16 protein-coding genes and 2 tRNA genes are annotated in these 17983 nt (G+C 71.6%); 5 read left to right on the top strand and 13 right to left on the bottom strand.

Annotation, left to right across the window (positions count from 1 at the left end):
* Positions 1-42: 42 nt before the first annotated feature.
* The 5 genes from AFL01nite_RS09040 to AFL01nite_RS09020 form a co-directional block, all read right to left on the bottom strand.
* Positions 43-118 (bottom strand) — tRNA-Glu (locus AFL01nite_RS09040).
* A gap of 42 nt (positions 119-160) precedes the next feature.
* Positions 161-232 (bottom strand) — tRNA-Gln (locus AFL01nite_RS09035).
* A 97-nt stretch (positions 233-329) separates the two neighbouring features.
* Positions 330-1799 (bottom strand): glutamate--tRNA ligase, encoded by a 1470-nt coding sequence (gene gltX / locus AFL01nite_RS09030; protein WP_146827347.1) that lies wholly within the window; start codon positions 1797-1799, stop codon positions 330-332.
* Positions 1792-2571, bottom strand: a complete 780-nt coding sequence (locus tag AFL01nite_RS09025; protein ID WP_146827346.1) for a fumarylacetoacetate hydrolase family protein — start codon at positions 2569-2571, stop codon at positions 1792-1794. The genes gltX and AFL01nite_RS09025 overlap by 8 nt, the downstream gene beginning before the upstream one ends.
* Positions 2572-2581: 10 nt before the next feature.
* Positions 2582-3430: an NAD(P)/FAD-dependent oxidoreductase gene (locus tag AFL01nite_RS09020; RefSeq protein WP_146827345.1), complete on the bottom strand. Its 849-nt coding sequence runs from the start codon at positions 3428-3430 to the stop codon at positions 2582-2584.
* Positions 3431-3465: 35 nt separating this feature from the next.
* Here AFL01nite_RS09020 and AFL01nite_RS09015 point away from each other — a divergent pair, with 35 nt between their 5' ends.
* Positions 3466-3909 (top strand): MerR family transcriptional regulator, encoded by a 444-nt coding sequence (locus AFL01nite_RS09015; RefSeq protein ID WP_246119656.1) that lies wholly within the window; start codon positions 3466-3468, stop codon positions 3907-3909.
* A 2-nt stretch (positions 3910-3911) separates the two neighbouring features.
* Here the strand turns inward: AFL01nite_RS09015 and AFL01nite_RS09010 are convergent, their stop codons facing one another.
* The 3 genes from AFL01nite_RS09010 to recO form a co-directional block, all read right to left on the bottom strand.
* Positions 3912-4790, bottom strand: a complete 879-nt coding sequence (locus AFL01nite_RS09010; RefSeq protein WP_146827344.1) for an NAD(P)/FAD-dependent oxidoreductase — start codon at positions 4788-4790, stop codon at positions 3912-3914.
* Between the two features lie 138 nt (positions 4791-4928).
* A complete protein-coding gene (locus AFL01nite_RS09005) occupies positions 4929-5684 on the bottom strand; it encodes an isoprenyl transferase (RefSeq protein WP_146827343.1) in 756 nt (251 codons plus the stop codon).
* Complete coding sequence (recO, locus tag AFL01nite_RS09000; protein WP_146827342.1) at positions 5684-6412, bottom strand: DNA repair protein RecO; 729 nt, start codon at positions 6410-6412, stop codon at positions 5684-5686. The genes AFL01nite_RS09005 and recO overlap by 1 nt, the downstream gene beginning before the upstream one ends.
* Before the next feature lie 53 nt (positions 6413-6465).
* Here recO and AFL01nite_RS08995 point away from each other — a divergent pair, with 53 nt between their 5' ends.
* The gene (locus tag AFL01nite_RS08995) at positions 6466-7398 is read left to right on the top strand and encodes a pyridoxal-phosphate dependent enzyme (protein WP_146827341.1); all 933 of its coding nucleotides are present in this window, start codon (positions 6466-6468) and stop codon (positions 7396-7398) included.
* 4 nt (positions 7399-7402) lie between these two features.
* On the opposite strand, the gene amaB is transcribed toward AFL01nite_RS08995, so the two are convergent.
* Entirely contained in the window at positions 7403-8905 is a 1503-nt protein-coding gene (gene amaB / locus AFL01nite_RS08990; protein WP_146827340.1) for an L-piperidine-6-carboxylate dehydrogenase, read from the bottom strand.
* Complete coding sequence (locus tag AFL01nite_RS08985) at positions 8902-9984, bottom strand: saccharopine dehydrogenase family protein (protein ID WP_146827339.1); 1083 nt, start codon at positions 9982-9984, stop codon at positions 8902-8904. The genes amaB and AFL01nite_RS08985 overlap by 4 nt, the downstream gene beginning before the upstream one ends.
* Before the next feature lie 50 nt (positions 9985-10034).
* Here AFL01nite_RS08985 and AFL01nite_RS08980 point away from each other — a divergent pair, with 50 nt between their 5' ends.
* Entirely contained in the window at positions 10035-10943 is a 909-nt protein-coding gene (locus tag AFL01nite_RS08980; protein ID WP_146827338.1) for a LysR family transcriptional regulator, read from the top strand.
* Between the two features lie 102 nt (positions 10944-11045).
* Entirely contained in the window at positions 11046-11756 is a 711-nt protein-coding gene (locus AFL01nite_RS08975; RefSeq protein WP_222593463.1) for a hypothetical protein, read from the top strand.
* A gap of 60 nt (positions 11757-11816) precedes the next feature.
* Here the strand turns inward: AFL01nite_RS08975 and leuA are convergent, their stop codons facing one another.
* On the bottom strand, positions 11817-13550 hold the full coding sequence (gene leuA / locus AFL01nite_RS08970) for a 2-isopropylmalate synthase (protein ID WP_246119655.1): 1734 nt from the start codon (positions 13548-13550) through the stop codon (positions 11817-11819).
* Between the two features lie 188 nt (positions 13551-13738).
* Here leuA and AFL01nite_RS08965 point away from each other — a divergent pair, with 188 nt between their 5' ends.
* A complete protein-coding gene (locus tag AFL01nite_RS08965) occupies positions 13739-14719 on the top strand; it encodes a glutathione S-transferase C-terminal domain-containing protein (RefSeq protein WP_146827337.1) in 981 nt (326 codons plus the stop codon).
* 1 nt (position 14720) lies between these two features.
* Here the strand turns inward: AFL01nite_RS08965 and AFL01nite_RS08960 are convergent, their stop codons facing one another.
* The gene (locus tag AFL01nite_RS08960; protein ID WP_146827336.1) at positions 14721-16847 is read right to left on the bottom strand and encodes a transglutaminase TgpA family protein; all 2127 of its coding nucleotides are present in this window, start codon (positions 16845-16847) and stop codon (positions 14721-14723) included.
* Entirely contained in the window at positions 16844-17983 is a 1140-nt protein-coding gene (locus AFL01nite_RS08955) for a DUF58 domain-containing protein (RefSeq protein WP_146827335.1), read from the bottom strand. Before AFL01nite_RS08955 ends, AFL01nite_RS08960 begins: the two co-directional genes overlap by 4 nt.

Below are 17983 nucleotides of genomic sequence, written 5' to 3'. Positions count from 1 at the left end.
AAAGGGAAAGGCCCCCGATCCGAGGATCGGGGGCCTTTTCGCTGGTAGCCCCGACGGGATTCGAACCCGCGCTACCGCCTTGAGAGGGCGACGTGCTAGGCCGCTACACAACGGGGCCAGCGATGAGAAACGCTACCAGATCGCTCCAGAAGCATTCTCGCTGGGGTACTAGGACTCGAACCTAGAATGGCGGTACCAGAAACCGCTGTGTTGCCAATTACACCATACCCCATGGGGGTATCGGATCCTTGCCTTGCGGCCGCTCTCCGAACCAAGAGATCACTTTACCGGACGCCTCCGCGGGGCCCCAAATCGGCCCCGCGGAACGCTCAGAGAACAGCGTCCAGACGGGCGAGTGAGACCTCGCGTCCCAGCAGTTCCATGGACTCGAACAGCGGCGGCGAGATGCGCTTGCCGGTCACCGCGACGCGCACCGGACCGAAGGCCAGCCGCGGCTTGAGTCCCCGCTCCTCGACGAGCGCCTGGCGCAGCGACGCCTCGATGCCCTCGGTCGTCCACTCCCCCAGCTCGGCGAGTGCCTCACGCGCCGCCTTGGCGACCTCGAGGCCGTCCTCGTTCAGCTGCTTGGCGGCGTCGTCGGGGTCGACCGCGAAGTCGTCCCCGGCGAACAGGAACGCCAGCATGTCGGCGGCCTCGGTCAGCAGGTTGCTGCGCTCCTGCACCAGCGGCGCGGCCTGCGTCACGACGTCGGCGTCGACCCCCTCGGGCAGGTACGGCAGCAGCCGGCGGACGAACTCGTCGGGAGCCAGCAAGCGCACATGGTCGCCGTTGATCGCCTCGCACTTCTTCAGGTCGAAGCGCGCCGGGTTGGGGTTGACGCGCTCGACCTCGAACGCGGCCACCATCTCGTCGAGGCTGAAGATGTCGCGGTCCTCGGCGATCGACCAGCCGAGCAGCGCGAGGTAGTTCAGCAGGCCCTCGGGCAGGAAGCCCTGGTCGCGGTAGCCGAGCAGGTTCGACTCGGGGTCGCGCTTGGACAGCTTCTTGTTGCCCGCGCCCATGACGTACGGCAGGTGGCCGAACCGCGGCGTGAAGCCGCTGCCCACGCCGATCTCAGCGAAGGCCTCGTACAGCGCCATCTGGCGCGGGGTGGACGACAGGATGTCCTCGCCGCGCAGCACGTGCGTGATGCCCATCAGGGCGTCGTCGACCGGGTTGGTCAGCGTGTACAGCGGCTGGCCGTTGGCGCGGACGATGACGAAGTCCTGCACGTTCTCGGCACCGAAGGTGATCTCGCCGCGCACCAGGTCGTCGAACGTCCAGTCGCGCTGCGGCATCTTGAAGCGGATGACCGGCTCGCGACCCTCGGCCTCGAAGGCGGCCTGCTGCTCGGGCGTCAGGTCACGGTGCAGACCGTCGTAGCCGCTCGGCTTGCCCGCGGCGCGCGCAGCATTGCGGCGCTCCTCGAGCTCGTCGGCGGTGTCATAGGCCTTGTAGGCGAACCCGGCGTCCAGGAGGCGCTGCGCGACGTCGGCGTAGACGTCCATGCGCTGGCTCTGGCGGTACGGGCCGTTCGGGCCGCCGACCTCGACGCCCTCGTCCCAGTCCAGGCCCAGCCACCGCATGACGTCGAGCAGCAGGTCGTACGACTCCTGCGAGTCGCGGCTGGCGTCGGTGTCCTCGATGCGGAAGACGAAGCGGCCGCCGTGGTGGCGGGCGAACGCCCAGCTGAACAGCGCCGTGCGCGCCATGCCGACGTGCGGGTTGCCCGTCGGCGAGGGGCAGAAGCGGGCGACGACGTCACTGCCGGTCGCGGTCGTCCATCGGGTCTCAGTCATCGGCCACCACCGGGTTGGTCAGGGTGCCCAGACCGTCGATCGTCACGGCCACGTGGTCGCCGGCCTGCATGGGGCCGACTCCCTCGGAGGTGCCGGTGAGGACGACGTCGCCGGGCAACAGGGTCATGAAGCTGGTCACGTACTGCAGGATCGCGGGAACGTCGAACACCATGTCCGACGTGCGCCCGTCCTGCTGGATCTCACCGTTGAGCGTGGTGCGCACCCGCACGTTCGACGGGTCGAAGTCGGTCTCGATCCACGGGCCGAGGGGGCAGAACGTGTCGAAGCCCTTCGCACGCGCCCACTGGCCGTCCTTGGCCTGCAGGTCGCGCGCGGTGACGTCGTTGGCGATCGTGTAGCCGTAGATCACCTTCGACGCGTCGTCGGGGGTGAGGTTGCGGCAGATGCGTCCGATGACGATCGCCAGCTCACCCTCGAAGTGGAGGTCCTGCGTCTGCTTCGGGTAGAAGATCGGCTCGCCCGGCCCGATCACCGAGGTGTTCGGCTTGAGGAAGATCAGCGGCTCCTCGGGCACCTCGCCACCCATCTCGGCGGCGTGCGCGACGTAGTTCTTTCCCACGCACACCACCTTGCTGCGCGGGATGACGGGCGCCAGCAGGCGCACGTCCTCCAGGGCCAGCTTCTCGCCGGTGAGCTCGAGCGAAGCGTAGAGGGGGTCTCCCTTGAGGGGAGCGATGATCGGTGTGTCGCCATCGGCACCGACGACCCCGTAACGGGGGTCGTCGTCGCCGGCGAATCGGGCCACGCGCATGAGCCCCAGACTATCGGGGTCCGGCGACCTCCCCCGCGGCGAGGACCCGAACCGCGCTCGCGCCTGCGGTGAGCCCCGCGGCGGCCGACCCGAGCACCGACGCCATGGGCATCGGCAGCTCGGCGACGTGGGCGAGATCGCCGCCCGCGAAGACCCGCGGATGGCTGGTCTGGCCGAGGGCGTCGATCCGGACGCACCCCGACGGCAGCAGCTCCAGGCCCAGCTGGTGCGCGAACGGAGCCGACTGGACGAAGGGCGGGTGCATGAACAGTCCGCCCACCTCGGTCGTGCCACCCACAGCGAGGTGGAGCCGCAGGCCGCCATCGATCCGCTCGATGCGCGTCGGAGCCTCCGCGAACGTCACCACGTCCGAGCCGATGCGGCTCAGCATGGCCACCATCACCGGCAGGTGAGGTCCTTCACCCACCAGTGCGATCACGCGCCCGGCCAGCTCGTGGCCGTGACAGAACGGGCACGCCGCGACCTCCCGGCCCCAGGCCTCCTCCAGCCCGGGGACGGCGGGCAGCTCGTCCCGCAGGCCCGTCGCGAGCACCAGCGTGCGCGCCTCGATCGAGCCGTCGTCGGTCTCGGCGACGAAGCTGTCGCCCGTGTCGCGAACGGTCTGCACCGTCGTCCCGCGCAGCTCGACGGTGTCGTAGCCGGCGAGGTCCTCGCGGGCGAGCTTGCGGATCTCGGCGGGGGCGCGGCCGTCGTGGGTGGCGAAGTTGTGCGCGTGCTCGACCGTGCCGTTGCGGTACCGGCCCGAGTCGACCAGCACGACCGTGCGGTGCATGCGGCCGAGGGTCAGGGCGGCCTGCAGGCCCGCCGGCCCGCCGCCGATCACGAGTGCGTCGTACATGGTGAGTCCTCTCGTCGTGGAATAACAAGACGAGCGTGCGACTTCAGGTCAACATGAAGTCAAGTCAGTCGATCGGGGACGTGGCGGCGAGGTTCGGGATCGAGACCCATGTGCTGCGGCACTGGGAGGACGTCGGCCTGCTGCGTCCGTCACGCGACGGCGCGGACCGACGGCGCTACGTCGACGACGACCTCGTGCGCATCGCGGTGATCCTGCGCAGCAAGGCCGCCGGGATGTCGCTGGAGCAGATCGCCGTGCTGCTCGACGACGAGGCGCCTTCCAGGCACGAGGTGCTCGAGTCGCACATCGCCGACCTCGACCGCCGCATGCGCGAGATGCAGCGCTCGCGCGAGATGACCGAGCACGCGTTGCGCTGCCGGTCGCACGACATCACCCAGTGCCCGCGCTTCAAAGGGTTCGTCTCCGACGTCCTGGCCGGGACGACGCCGTGGTCGCTGGACGGTCCGGCGACGGCTTGAGGTCAGTCGGTGAGCGGGTTGCCCTCATTCTCGGCCTCCGGGTTCGCGAGGAAGCGCACGGCGCTCGCGCCGGCCGCCTGACCGGCCGCCGCGGCAGCGAGGATCGACGGCATCGGCACGGGAAGCTCCTCCACGTGCGCGAGGTCGCCGGCCGCGAACACCCGCGGGTGGCTCGTGCGGTTGAGTGCGTCGACCTTGATGCAGCCCGACGACAGGATGTCCAGGCCGAGCTGCTCCGCGAACGGCGCCGCCTGGACGGTGCTGGGGTGCAGGAAGAGCCCGGCCAGCTCGACCGGATCGCCGTCGACGCGATGCGCGAGTAGGCCGCGCTCGGTCCGCTCGACCTTGGCGAGCTCGTCGTGGCCGAAGGTGACGACCTCCGACCCGATGGGCGCCAGCATCGCCTCGAGCTCACCGATGCTCGGTCCGTCGCCGAGCAGCCCGATCGGCTGGTCCGCGAACTCGTGGCCGTGGCAGAACGGGCAATTGGCGACCTCGGCGCCCCACGCGTCGGCCAGGCCGGGGACGTCCGGTAGCTCGTCGCTCATCCCCGTCGCGAGCACGAGCGTGCGGGCCTCGACCGTGCCCTCCTCGAGCTGGGCCACGAAGCCGTCGGTGGTCTCGCGTACGGCACCGACCGTCGCCTCGCGCAGCTCCACCGACGCGTATCGGGCGACGTCCTCACGCGCGAGGCGGCGCAGCTCGTCGGGCGCGCGGCCGTCGTGCGTGACGAAGTTGTGGGCGTGCGCGACCGTGCCGTTGCGGTACTGGCCCGAGTCGACCAGCAAGGTCGATCGGTGCATCCGCCCCAAGGTGAGGGCGGCCTGCAGGCCGGCCGGACCGCCACCGATCACGAGCGCGTCGTAGCTGTCTGCTTCCACTCCGCTCAGGTACCCAGCAGGGCGGGAGCCGACACGTCGCGTCGCGACGCGAGATGTGTAGCGGTCCCCACACGAAATCGGCCGTTTCGGGCCGAAAGAGGTGGGAAACTACAGATCTCGCGGGCGGAGCCCGGAACGTCAGGCCGAGCCGTAGCGGCGCTGGCGGGTGGCGTACTCCTCGACCGCGGTCCAGAGGGCGCGGCGGTCGACGTCGGGCCAGGCGATGTCGCTGAAGACCAGCTCGGCGTAGGCCGACTGCCAGGGCAGGAAGTTGCTGGTGCGCTGCTCGCCGGACGTGCGCCAGAACAGGTCGACGTCGGGCATCCACGGCTCGTCGAGGTAGCGGGCGAACGTGGCCTCGGTGATCTTCTCCGGGTTGACCCGCCCGGCCTTCACGTCGCGCGCGAGGGCCGCCGCGGCGTCGGCGATCTCGGCCCGGCCGCCGTAGTTGACGCACATCGTCAACGTGCAGACGGTGTTGTGCTTCGTCAGCTCCTCGGCGGCCTCCAGCTCGCGGATGACGCTGCGCCACAGTCGCGGCCGGCGGCCGGCCCACCGCACGCGCACGCCCAGCTCGTGCATCTCGTCGCGGCGGCGGCGGATGACGTCGCGGTTGAAGCCCATGAGGAACTTCACCTCTTCGGGCGACCGCTTCCAGTTCTCGGTGCTGAAGGCGTAGGCGCTGACGGCCTTGACCCCGACCTCGATGGCGCCCTCGACGACGTCGAAGAGAGCGGCCTCGCCAGCCTTGTGGCCCTCGGTGCGCGGCAGCCCGCGCTCCTTCGCCCAGCGGCCGTTGCCGTCCATGACGATCGCGACGTGCTGGGGCACCTGCTCGAGGGCGAGGCGCGGGGCGGTGGCACCCGAGGGGTGCGGGGTGGGCTTGCGGGGCATCAGCGATCCACGTGGGCGAGGGAGCGCAGGCCGCGCTCGAGGTGCCAGGACAGGTAGTTGGAGACCATGCCGCCGGCCTCGCGCCGGGTGCGCTCGTCGGCCAGGGCGACCGCCGCCCAGTCGCCGACCAGCAGGGCGGCCAGCAGCGCGACGGTGGTGGCGGCGGGGACCGAGGAGCCGGGGACCCGGCACTGGTCGCACAGCATGCCGCCCGATCCGGCGTGGAAGTGACGGTGCGGACCCTCGAGCCCGCAGCGTGCGCACGCGTCGAACGACGGCGCGTAGCCCGCGATCGCGAGCGACCGCAGCTGGAAGGAGTCGAGCAGGACGCCGGGCGGCTGGCGGTGCTCGGTCAGGGCGCGCAGGGCGCCGACGAGCAGCTGGTACTGAGGCACGGACGGCTCGGCGGTGTCGGAGACGAGGCGCTCGGCCGTCTCGAGCATCGCGGTGCCGGCGGTGTAGGCGCCGTAGTCCTCGCCGAGGTGCGAGGCGAAGGGGTCGATCGTCACGACCTGGGCGACGATGTCGAGCGTGCGGCCCTCGGCGAACTGCACGTCGACGTGCATGAACGGCTCGAGGCGACCGCCGAAGCGGCTGGACGTCTTGCGCACGCCGCGCCCGACGGCCCGGACGACGCCCCGCCCGCGCGTGAGCATCGTGACGATGCGGTCGGCCTCGCCCAGCTTCTGGGTGCGCAGGACGACACCGGTGTCGCGATAGGTGCCCACCGTCCCATTCTGCCCCAGCGGCGGTCGGTCGCCGGTGTGGCACGCTCGGAGGCATGGACCTGAGCGATCGTCCCCGGGCTCACCTCGGCGTGTGGCCCACTCCCCTGCAGGACGTCGACGGCCTCTGGATGAAGCGCGAGGACCTCAGCGGCTTCGGCTTCGGTGGCAACAAGGTCCGCAAGCTCGAGTTCCTGCTGGGCGCCGCCGTCGCCCGCGGACAGCGCCGCGTCGTGACTTTCGGGGCGCTTCAGTCGAACCACGTCCGGGCCACGGCCGCGGCCTGCGCCCGGCTCGGCCTGCACCTGGACGCCATCGCGATCGAGGCGGTGCCCCGCGTCGATGCCGAGTACACCGGCTCGGGGAACGCCTTCCTGACCGAGCTGTTCGGCGCGACGCGGCACGTCGTGCGCGACGACGAGGAGGCCGGGACGGTGGCCCTGGAGCTCATGGCCGAGCACGGCGACGACCTCGCCGTGATCATGCCCGGCGGATCCGACCGCATCGGCGTGCTCGGGCACGTCGACACCGCGCTCGAGCTCTACAGCCAGCTCGAGTTCGACCCCCGCGAGGTCGTCGTGGCCGCGTCGACGTGCGGCACCATGGCGGGCCTCGTGATCGGGTTGGCGATCGCCGAGGTCGACACCGTGGTGCGCGGCGTGTGCGTCTACCGCTCGCGCGACGAGACCGAGACCGTGCTGCGCGACCTGCTGGCGCAGGCCTCCGACGAGCTCGGCGTCCCGCTGCCCGACGACGACCGCTGGATCCTCGACGACTCGCAGTTCGGTGACGGCTACGGCATCCCCACCGAGTCCGGCCTGGCCGAGATCCACCGCCTCGCGACGACCGCCGGCGTCACCCTCGACCCCGTCTACACCGCCAAGGCCTACGCCGCGATCCCCCGCGACCCCGAGCTGCGCCGCCGGACCGTCTTCCTGCACACCGGCGGCGGCCCGTCGCTGTTCGCCTACCGGAGCGCTCTGACCTGACGGCTCAGCCGAAGTCGACGCCCTGCGCCAGTGGCAGCTCGGTGGAGTAGTTGATCGTGTTGGTCGCCCGGCGCATGTAGTTGCGCCACGCGTCCGAGCCCGACTCGCGGCCGCCGCCGGTGTCCTTCTCGCCGCCGAACGCGCCGCCGATCTCGGCCCCCGAGGTGCCGATGTTGACGTTCGCGATGCCACAGTCCGAGCCGGTCGCCGAGACGAACAGCTCGGCCTCGCGGACGTCCATCGTGAAGATCGCGCTCGACAGGCCCTGGTCGACGGCGTTGTGCAGCGCGATGGCCTCGTCGAGGTCGCGGTAGGTCAGCACGTAGAGCACCGGCGCGAAGGTCTCGGCCTTCACGATGTCGGTCTGGGCCGGCATGTCGACGATCGCCGGATGGACGTAGTGCCCGCCCTCGACGCCGTCGGCCGTGGTGCCGCCGGCGACGAGCGTGCCGCCGTCGGACCTGGCCTGGTCGATCGCCTTGGCGAAGCCCGCCGCGGCGGACTCGTCGATCAGCGGACCCACCAGCGTGCCGGCGTCCAGCGGCGACCCGATCGGCAGCGTCTCGTACGCCGCGGCGAGGCGCTGGACGAGCTCGTCCTTGAGCGACTCGTGCACGATCACGCGGCGCAGTGAGGTGCAGCGCTGGCCGGCCGTGCCGACCGCCGAGAACACGATGCCCCGGACGGCCAGGTCGAGATCGGCGCTGGGCGCGATGACCGCCGCGTTGTTGCCGCCGAGCTCGAGGAGGGTGCGTCCCAGCCGGGCCGCCACGCGCGGTGCCACCTGCTTCCCCATGCGGGTGGACCCGGTCGCGGAGACCAGCGGGACGCGGGGGTCGTCGACGAGCGCCTCGCCGACCTCGCGGGCACCGACGACGACCTGCAGCAGGCCGTCGGGGGCGCCGACGCGACGCGCGGCCTCCTCGGCGAGGGCGCGGCACGCCAGCGCGGTCAGCACGGTCTTCTCGGACGGCTTCCACACGATGCTGTCGCCGCAGACGAAGGCGAGCGCGGCGTTCCAGGACCACACCGCGACCGGGAAGTTGAAGGCGCTGATGACGCCCACGACCCCGAGCGGGTGCCACTGCTCCATCATCCGGTGACCGGGACGCTCGCTGGCGATCGTCAGGCCGTGCAGCTGGCGCGAGAGCCCGACGGCGAGGTCGCAGATGTCGATCATCTCCTGCACCTCGCCCTGCCCCTCGGACAGGATCTTCCCCGCCTCGATGGAGACGAGCGCGCCGAGGTCGTCCTTGTGCTCGCGCAGCAGCTCGCCGAGCTCGCGCACGAAGGCGCCGCGCGCGGGCGCGGGAACGGTGCGCCACTGCTCGAAGGCGGCATGGGCCAGGCCGACCTTGTCGCCGACGGAGGCCGCGGTGTCGGCGGCGAGGCGACCGAGCTCCGAGCCGTCGATGGGGGTCCGGCAGACGATCTCGCCGGCGGCGTCGAACCGGACCGGCGCGCCGATCCGCTCGAAGATCTCGGTGACGTGCTCAGCGATGCTCATGCGTCGATCTTTCCGTGGGTGTCGAACAGCTGGCCGGACTTCGTGGCGAGGAGGTCGGTCAGCGAGATGTCCTCCTGGCGGACGAAGCCCGTCGCGGGCAGCGTGCCGTTGGCGACGAGCTCGACGACCGCCACGGCGCTGGCCGCGGTGGTCCAGCTGATGGCGCGCCACCCCTGGCCGTCGATCTCGATCGGCCGGTAGGCGCGGACGTGGTTCTTGCGGAAGGGCTGGCCCTCCCAGATCCCCTCGACGGCGGCGTGGAGGTAGACGACGTCGTCGTTCACCGGCGGCTTGGCGTCGACCAGGATGCGCCCGACCAGCTCGCGCTCGTCGCGCAGGTTCAGCTCCTCGAAGAGGAAGTGCATCTGGCGGAAGTGGCCCGGGTACCGCATCGTCTTGTAGTCCAGGCGCTGGACGCTGCCCTCGTAGGTCTGGCACATCGTGCCGAGGCCGCCCGAGGTCAGCGCCGCCTCGAGCTCGATGCCGCCGATGACGACGCGCTCCTTCTCGGTCATGGCAGGCACCATGCGGCGCTCGCCGGAGCGCAGCACCTCGCAGTCGTTGAGGTACTCGTTGACGACGCCCTCGGCCGACCAGTTGAAGGCGTAGCCCAGCAGGCCGGTGGGGTTCTGGGGCAGCGCGCCGACCTTGAGCTCGATGCTGCGGATCGAGTCGAACGACTTGGCCAGGCTGGCGCCGACGATCCCGATCAGGCCGGGCGCCAGGCCGCACTGCGGCACGAAGACGCTGTCGGGACGATCCTTCGACAGCTCGATGACGCGGTTCGTCGTCGGCACGTCCTCGGTGAGGTCGAAGTAGTGCGCGCCCGTGTCGTGCGCGGCCTCCGCGACGGCGATGTTCAGGTGGTACGGCAGGCACGAGACGACGGCGTCCACCTCGCTCAGCGCCTCACGCAGCGCGGTGACGTCCGCGACGTCCAGGACACGGGTCTGCAGCAGTGGCACCTCCCGCTCCCGGGAGTCGAATCCCACGACTTTGAAGCCGGCACGGGTGAGCAGGTGCGCGACCAGCTCTCCCACCTTGCCGAGCCCGAACACGGCGACGTTCTCGATTCTCACCACCCCATCGTCTGCCTGATGCGGCAGACTGTCCACCGTAAGTTGTTCTAATGCCTGAGGAGACCCGCGCCGTGAAGGACCTGCCCGACCCGACCCGCCTGCGACTGCTCGTGGACGTGGCCCACCACGGCTCGATCGCGGGCGCCGCCCGCGCCAGCGGCATCACCGCGTCGGCCGTCTCGCAGCAGCTCACGACGCTCGAGCGCGAGTGCGGGGTGCCGCTGCTGGAGCGACTCCCCCGCGGCGTGGCCCTGACCGCAGCCGGCGAGGTGCTGGCCGAGCGGGGACGGTCGCTCGTCCGGCTGCTGGAGGCCGCTCGCGGCGACATCGACGGCTTCGACGACCACCTCGTGGGGCGTGTCCGGATCGGGACGATCGCGTCGGCGGCTCAGGCCCTCGTCCTGCCCGCCCTCGCGCACCTGACCGGCGAGCACCCCGGCATCGACGCGACGGTCACCGTGGCCGAGCCGCAGTCGAGCCTCGCGGCCCTGCACGAGGGCCGGATCGACCTGGCCCTCGTCGACGTCTACGAGCACGCCCCGATGGCCATCCCGTCCCGCGTCACCGCCACGACCGTGCACCGCGAGCCCCTGGTGCTGATCGGTCGCGAGCCGTTCAGCGCGGGCACCGCGCTCGCCGACCTCGCCGACGAACGCTGGGTCATGCCGCCCGCGGAGGCCGCCTGCGGCCAGGCCGTGCGGTACGCGTGCCGCCAGGCCGGGTTCGAGCCGCAGGTGCGCTGGGAGACCGACGACCTGCAGTTGCTGTCGCGCGCCGTCGCCGCGGGCCAGGGCGTCACGATGCTGCCCCAGCTGGCGATCGACGTCGACCGCCCGGGCCTGCACACCACGGTGCCGGCAGGCGCGAAGCTCGGCCGTGAGATCCGGGCGGTCGTCCGCTCGGGCGAGCGCGACCGGCCCCTGCTGCGCGCCGTCACCGCCGCCCTGCCGCGAGGCTGACCCCACGCTTCCGGGGGATCACAGCCCGCCCGCGCCGTGACACGGTGATCGGTGGGTCATCCGACCCACGCTGCCATCACCACTCTCGGGGGAAACATCACCGTGCACACCGCTCGACCGATCAAGACCGCCCTGACCGCCGCCGCCGTCACCGCCCTGCTCACGCTGAGCGCCTGCGGCGGCTCCGACGAGGAGACCGCCACCGACCGGGCCACCACCGCGCAGTCCGAGGCTCCGACCGAGGAGCCCTCGGCGTCCGCCGCGGCCGACCCCGCCTCCGGCGACCAGCCCGCCTGGGCCGCCTCGACGGCCACCCCGGGCGAGAAGATCTCGACCTTCGAGGTCGGCGACATCACGGTCGACGTCCACCAGGTCGGCACCGCTCCGGCGCCCAAGCAGGGCATGTGGGTCGACCCGAAGACGAACAAGCCGCTGATCGCCCAGGGCGACCCGCTCGTGTTCGTCAACTACGTCGTCACCAACAACGGCGACGCGGTCGACCTGGGCTCCTCCCTGGTCAACATCTCCGCACGCTACGACGACTGGGCGTATGCGCAGGGCATGGGCGGCATCACCGACTCGGCGCTCTACGAGTCGCAGGGAGTCGTGAGCTTCCCGATCAAGCCCGGCACCGCCCAGGAGCCGCCCGTCTACACGCTCGAGAAGGGTCAGACGTACTCCTACGGCGAGAATTTCCACCACCAGAAGAGCTCGAAGATCACGTTCAAGGCGACCGTCACCCCGGTCGACGCCGAGGGCGAGCTGCTGCACGACCAGCGCGTCGAGGGCGAGGGCACCGGCACCATCGAGTGACCCGCCCCCGGACAGACCACCGGCCCGCCAGCACTGCTGGCGGGCCGGTGGTCTCTTCGGTCAGTGAGCCGGGATCGTCGTGGCCTCGGCGCGATTGGCCGCGCAGACCACGGCGCGCAGGGACGCGGTGACGATGTTCTCGTGGATGCCCACGCCCCACACGACCTCGCCGGCGATCTCGCACTCGACGTAGGCCGCGGCCTTGGCGTCGCCACCGGAACTGAGGGCGTGCTCGCTGTAGTCGAGCACGCGGATGTCGGATCCGGCCTGGCGCATGCCGTCGACGAACGCCGCCACCGGGCCGTTGCCCTCGCCCTTGAACGAGCGCTCGTCGCCCCGGACGACGAGATCGACGACCTGCTCGTCACGGCCGTCCTCGGTGGTGACCGAGGTGAACCGGGTCAAGGCGTAAGGCTCGTCGCGCTCCAGGTACTCGCGGGTGAACGCGCCCCAGATCTCCTCGGGCTGGATCTCGCCGGCCTCGCCCTCGCTCATCGACTGGATGGCGCGGCTGAACTCGATCTGCAGGCGACGCGGCAGGTCGAGCTGGTGCTCGGACTTCATGATGTACGCGACGCCGCCCTTGCCGGACTGGCTGTTGACCCGGATGACGGCCTCGTACGTGCGGCCCACGTCGTGCGGGTCGATCGGCAGGTAGGGGGCCTCCCACGGCAGCTCCGAGACGGGCACGCCCTGCTCGGTGGCCTGACGGTCGAGCGCCTCCAGGCCCTTCTTGATCGCGTCCTGGTGCGAGCCGCTGAACGCGGTGTAGACCAGGTCGCCCGCGTACGGGTGGCGCGGGTGGACGGGCAGGTTGGTGCAGTACTCGACGGTGCGGCGCACCTCGTCGATGTCGGAGAAGTCGATCTGCGGGTCGATGCCCTGGCTGAACAGGTTCATGCCCAGCGTGACCAGGTCGACGTTGCCGGTGCGCTCGCCGTGGCCGAACAGGCAGCCCTCGACGCGGTCGGCACCGGCCATCATCGCCAGCTCGGTGGCGGCGACGGCCGTGCCGCGGTCGTTGTGCGGGTGCAGCGAGATCGCGACGGCGTCGCGGCGGCTGATGTGACGGCTGAACCACTCGATCTGGTCGGCGTACGTGTTGGGCGTGGCCATCTCGACGGTCGCGGGCAGGTTGAGGATGATCTCGCGGTCGCCCTCCGGCTGCCACACGTCCATGACCGCCTCGGACACCTCCAGGCTGAACTCCAACTCGGCGGCGGTGAAGATCTCGGGGCTGTACTGGTAGCCGAAGGCGGTGTCGCCCAGCAGCTGCTCGGCGTACTTCATCACCAGCTCGGTGCCGCGGGTGGCGATCGCGCGGCACTCGTCGCGGTCGACGTTGAACACCACGCGGCGGAACAGCGGGGCGACGGCGTTGTACAGGTGGACGTTGGCGCGCGGGGCGCCGACCAGCGACTCGACGGTGCGCTCGATCAGGTCCTCGCGGGCCTGGGTCAGCACCGAGATCGTGACGTCCTCGGGGATCGCGTCGCTCTCGACCAGGGAGCGGACGAAGTCGAAGTCGGTCTGGCTGGCCGACGGGAAGCCGACCTCGATCTCCTTGTAGCCCATCCGCACGAGCAGGTCGAACATGCGTCGCTTGCGCGCGGGGGTCATCGGGTCGATCAGCGCCTGGTTGCCGTCGCGCAGGTCGGTGGACAGCCAGCGCGGCGCCTCGGTGATCTGCTTGCCCGGCCAGGTGCGGTCGGGCAGGTCGATCGGCGTGAAGGGCTGGTAGCGGCCGAACGGCATGGCGGAGGGCTGCTGGGGCGAGACAGGGTTGTTCTTCATGAGGTCTTCCTCGGGGATCGTCGAGCGATGCAGCGGCCGGTCATGACTGACTCCGCGCCGAGGGGTCCGACCTGGTTCAGAGGACCTCGACGCGGCGGCGAAGGAGGAGGTTCGCGATCCGCATGATGCGACCATCCTAACACCGGGGACGGACGGCACGGTTCGGCCTGCGTGGCTAGGGTCGGAGCATGCCCGACGATGCGCTCGCCACGACCGGTTCGTACGTGAAGGCCGGCGCGGCCTTCGACCGCGACATGAACTACATCCCCGACCGGATCACGCAGGGCGGCGGAGCGCCGGCCGACCACCGGGCGGGCACCGGCAAGGCCCCCGTCACGGATGCGCCGACGTGGCCCGTCGAGCCCGGTCGCTACCGGCTGATCGCCGCCAAGGCGTGCCCGTGGGCGACCCGCGCACTGATCGTCCGCGACCTCCTGGGCCTGCAGGACGTGATCAGCGTCGGCCTCCCCGGACCCACGCACGACAAGCGCAGCTGGACCTTCGACCTCGATCCCGGCGGGGTCGACCCGGTGCTGGGGATCGAGCGCCTGCAGGACGCGTACTTCGCCCGCTACCCCGACTACCCGCGCGGCATCACCGTCCCCGCCATCGTCGAGGTCGCCACCGGGCACGTGGTCACCAACGACTTCCCCTGGATCACGCACGACCTGTTCTTCGAGTGGCGCGAGCACCACTCCCCCGACGCCCCCGACCTCTGGCCGGCCGACGTCCGGGACGAGATGGAGGAGGTCATGGAGCGCGTCTTCACCGAGGTCAACAACGGTGTGTACCGCTGCGGCTTCGCCGGCTCGCAGGAGGCCTACGAGACCGCATACGACCGGCTGTGGACCGCGATGGACTGGCTCGAGGAGCGCCTCGCCGACCGGCGCTACCTGATGGGCGACGCGATCACCGAGGCCGACGTGCGACTGTTCACGACGCTCGCCCGCTTCGACGCGGTCTACCACGCGCACTTCAAGTGCAACCGGAACCTGCTCACCGAGATGCCGAACCTGTGGCGCTACGCGCGCGACCTGTACGCGCACCCCGCCTTCGGCGACAACACCGACTTCGAGCAGATCAAGCAGCACTACTACGTCGTGCAGACCGACATCAACCCGACGCAGATCGTCCCGAAGGGGCCCGACCTCTCCGTCTGGGAGCGGTAGGTCAGCGCAGCAGCGACCGCGGCATCACCCGCGCGAGCCACCGCGTGCGACGGTCGCTGGACGCCTCCAGCGACTCCACGACCTGCCGCGCCTCGGCGACGCGAGACGTGACGGTGCCGCCGCCGGCGTAGCGGTCGCGCTCGACGGCGCCGACCACCTCTCCGAGCGGGGTCGCGTCGACCCCGTGGTCGCCGAGCCGTCGGGCGAAGCCGCGCGGCGTCTCGGCAGGATCGGGGTCGATGCCGAGGTCGCGCGCCGTGTCGGCGATCTCGCTCCACAGCGGCTCGCTCGAGTCCTGGCCGGCACTGAAGCGGCGACGGCGGCGCAGCTGCCGCACCACGCCGGGCACGGCGCCCAGCACCGCCAGCACCGCGATCGCCAGGAGCGCCGGCCGCCACGAGGAGCCCGTCTCCTCGGCCGCCGCGGCGGCCGCCTCGTCGTCCTGGGCGTCGAGGGTGCGGTCGTCGCGCGCGTCGCTCTCGGGCACCTCCGAGTCCTGGCCCGCACCCTCGCCCTCCGCCACCTCCTCGGCGAACTCGGTGGCCTCGCCGATGCCCGGCGTGGCGTCGAACGGGACCCAGCCGATCCCGTCGAAGTACACCTCGGTCCACGCGTGCAGGTCGTCAGAGTCGACGCCGTACGTCGTCCCGCTCGAGGAGCGGCCCACGACGCTGTCGCCGGGCGCGTAGCCCACCGCGACCCGGGTGGGCACGTCCAGCACGCGCCCCATCACCGCCAGGGTCGAGGCGAAGTGGACGCAGTAGCCGGTCTGCTGGCGCAGGAACTCCTCCATCACGTCGAGCCCGTTGCCGTCGTAGCCCTCCGCGACCGGGGCCTCGACGGAGTAGGAGAAGTCGGTGCGCAGCCAGTCCTGCAGCGCGACCATGCGGTCGTAGTCGTTCGTGGCGCTCCCGGCGCGTTCGCGGGCGAGCCGCGAGACGAGCCCGGGCACCCGGTCGGGCAGGGTGCGGTAGGCATCGAGCCCGCGTCCGCCGGGGTCGGCACGGCGGATCTGCTCGGCCGTCGGCCGGCGGTCGATGCTCGTCACCGTGTAGGTCTGGTCCTCGCTGGTGGTGCGGCCCTGCGCGCGCACCGTGCTGCCGTCGCGGAGCCACTGCCAGTCGCCCTCCAGCCCGCGGATCTGGGTGGCGGGGTACGGCACCGGGAGGTAGCTGGAGCGCAGGCTCTCGATGCGGACCCGGGTGACCTGCTCCTCGGTCTCGATGGTCTGCTGGAGGTCGTCGACGCCCTCGATGTCGAGGTCGCCCGAGACGGGGCTAGGGCTCCACGTCCGGCCGTTGAACTGACGCAGCGTGGCCACCTTGAGGTACTGGCCCGAGGTGGCGTCGGTCGAGTAGGTCAGCACGCGTCGGGGCTTGGACTGGCGCAGGTTCCGGCCGAGCTCGATCATCGGGTTGATCCCCGTGCCGAAGACCTGGCTCTCGGCGACGCCGAAGTCGCTCGAGGTCGGCTCGATGTCCGGGCCGACGGCGGGCAGGGCCAGCGCCACCAGCAGGGCGCCGACGCCGGTCAAGGCCGCCGCGCCGGTCGGCAGGACCCCCACGTGCGGCGATTCCGACCACCAGAGCCAGAGCCAGGCCGCAGCCGTGCCGAGGAACACCCACCACGCGGGCATCTGCATCGAGATGACGCTGGGGACCACGAGCATCGTCGCCCAGAGCAGGCCCAGCAGCGGCACCCGCCAGGTCTGCCGGGCGACCGCGTCGGCGAGCACGAAGGTGACCACGACCGACGAGGCGACCAGCAGCACGACGGAGTCGGGCGGGGTGATCGGTGCGACCTCCTCGACGATCACGGTGCGCGACCGGCCCAGCAGGTCGACCAGCGCGCCGAGCGAGCGCGGGGTGGGGATGCCGAGGACCGTCGTGCCGGGCACGAACACCCACGTCAGCATGACGAGAGCGGCCACCGCCCCCAGCGGGCTCCCCCACGTGGGCGCCCTGAGCCGCACCACGGCGATGACCGCACCGACGGGCACCAGGACCGACAGCACCGTGACCGCCCACCGGGTGCCGTCGAACAACGGCGCGAAGCCTCCGAGCAGCACCGCCGAGGCGAACAGGACGACGGCGGTGTCGGAGAGCTCGTCGAGCCGGGTGCGGCTCATCGCGCGGACACTCCCGTCGCGGCGTCCCACGTGGACGCGAGGTCGTCGGTGACGTCGCGCTCGACGACGTGCCATCCCGCGGTCGTGAGCACCGAGCGACCCGCGTCGGACGCGCCCCGGGCGACGAAGGCGATGGTGTCGCGGGACGGGACCGCGTCCACGAGCCGGGCGGCCGCGGCGGTGTCGAGGGAGCCCGTCAGGACGAAGGTCGTCCGCTCGCGCGCCGGCACGACGACGGGCGACGAGTCGGGCTCGGCCAGCGCGAGCGTGACCAGCGCGTCCTGCAGGCCGTGGCCTGACTCCAGCGAGACGAAGGTCGGGCCGCAGGCGAGGTCGACGTCGAAGCCGCGGTCGCCGTAGTGCGCGACGACCGAGGCGGCCGCGGAGACGCTCCACTCGAAGCCGGCGTGGTCGTGCACCCGCGGGTCGGTGTCGAGCACGACCAGCACGGTCGGGCGTACCTCCGACTCCTCTTGGCGCACCATCGGCTCGCCGTGGTGGGCGGTCGCCTTCCAGTGCCAGCGCTTGAGCGCGTCGCCGGGCAGGTAGGGCCGCGCGATGACGTCGTCCTGGCCCAGCCCCGAGGTGGGATGCAGCCGGGTCGCCCCGTCCGTGGCGCCGGCCGGGCCGACGCGCACGTCGAGCGGCCTCCGGCGCGGCAGGACGATGAACCGGTCGCGCCCGCCGGTCGAGAGCGACCGCTGCACGAGGCCGAACGCGTCGCCGACGATCACCGAGAACGGGCCGACCTCGTGGCTCCCGCGACGACGGCCGCGCACCTCGTAGCGCAGCTCGACGGCGGGCTCGTCCGTCACGGGCACCGTCCCGGTCGCGGTGCCCAGCACGGTGCTGGGCAGCCGCTCACGCCACTGGCCGGCCACGACGGGCACGCCGGAGCGCACGGTGAGGGCCAGCTCGACCTCGACCGGCTCGTCCGGCTCGACGATCGCGGGCTCGACGTGGCGGTGCAGCTCGATCCGGGGCCGCGACAGCAGGGCCAGCAGAACGGCCACCGCGACCAGTCCGGCGCACAGACCGGTGACGTACAGCAGCGCCGGGATGCCGGCGATGACGGCCAGCGCGAGGCTCACGACCGCGGTCGCGATGAGGGCGACCGAGCGTCCCGTGAGCCACAT

The sequence above is a fragment of the Aeromicrobium flavum genome, assembly GCF_007992115.1.
Taxonomy (GTDB): Bacteria; Actinomycetota; Actinomycetes; order Propionibacteriales; family Nocardioidaceae; genus Aeromicrobium; species Aeromicrobium flavum.
The sequence above is the reverse complement of the archived record's forward strand: the minus strand, read 5'-3'. Positions and strand labels throughout refer to the sequence as shown.

What these genes read in the sequence shown, in the direction of transcription:
- AFL01nite_RS08960 (WP_146827336.1), bottom strand. Translation starts at nt 16,847, where the DNA reads ATGAGCCGCACCCGGCTCGACGAGCTCTCCGACACCGCCGTCGTCCTG.
- AFL01nite_RS09020 (WP_146827345.1), bottom strand. Translation starts at nt 3,430, where the DNA reads ATGTACGACGCACTCGTGATCGGCGGCGGGCCGGCGGGCCTGCAGGCC.
- AFL01nite_RS08995 (WP_146827341.1), top strand. Translation starts at nt 6,466, where the DNA reads ATGGACCTGAGCGATCGTCCCCGGGCTCACCTCGGCGTGTGGCCCACT.
- AFL01nite_RS08980 (WP_146827338.1), top strand. Translation starts at nt 10,035, where the DNA reads ATGCCTGAGGAGACCCGCGCCGTGAAGGACCTGCCCGACCCGACCCGC.
- leuA (WP_246119655.1), bottom strand. Translation starts at nt 13,550, where the DNA reads ATGAAGAACAACCCTGTCTCGCCCCAGCAGCCCTCCGCCATGCCGTTC.
- AFL01nite_RS09025 (WP_146827346.1), bottom strand. Translation starts at nt 2,571, where the DNA reads ATGCGCGTGGCCCGATTCGCCGGCGACGACGACCCCCGTTACGGGGTC.
- AFL01nite_RS08955 (WP_146827335.1), bottom strand. Translation starts at nt 17,983, where the DNA reads ATGTGGCTCACGGGACGCTCGGTCGCCCTCATCGCGACCGCGGTCGTG.
- amaB (WP_146827340.1), bottom strand. Translation starts at nt 8,905, where the DNA reads ATGAGCATCGCTGAGCACGTCACCGAGATCTTCGAGCGGATCGGCGCG.
- AFL01nite_RS08965 (WP_146827337.1), top strand. Translation starts at nt 13,739, where the DNA reads ATGCCCGACGATGCGCTCGCCACGACCGGTTCGTACGTGAAGGCCGGC.
- gltX (WP_146827347.1), bottom strand. Translation starts at nt 1,799, where the DNA reads ATGACTGAGACCCGATGGACGACCGCGACCGGCAGTGACGTCGTCGCC.
- AFL01nite_RS09005 (WP_146827343.1), bottom strand. Translation starts at nt 5,684, where the DNA reads ATGCCCCGCAAGCCCACCCCGCACCCCTCGGGTGCCACCGCCCCGCGC.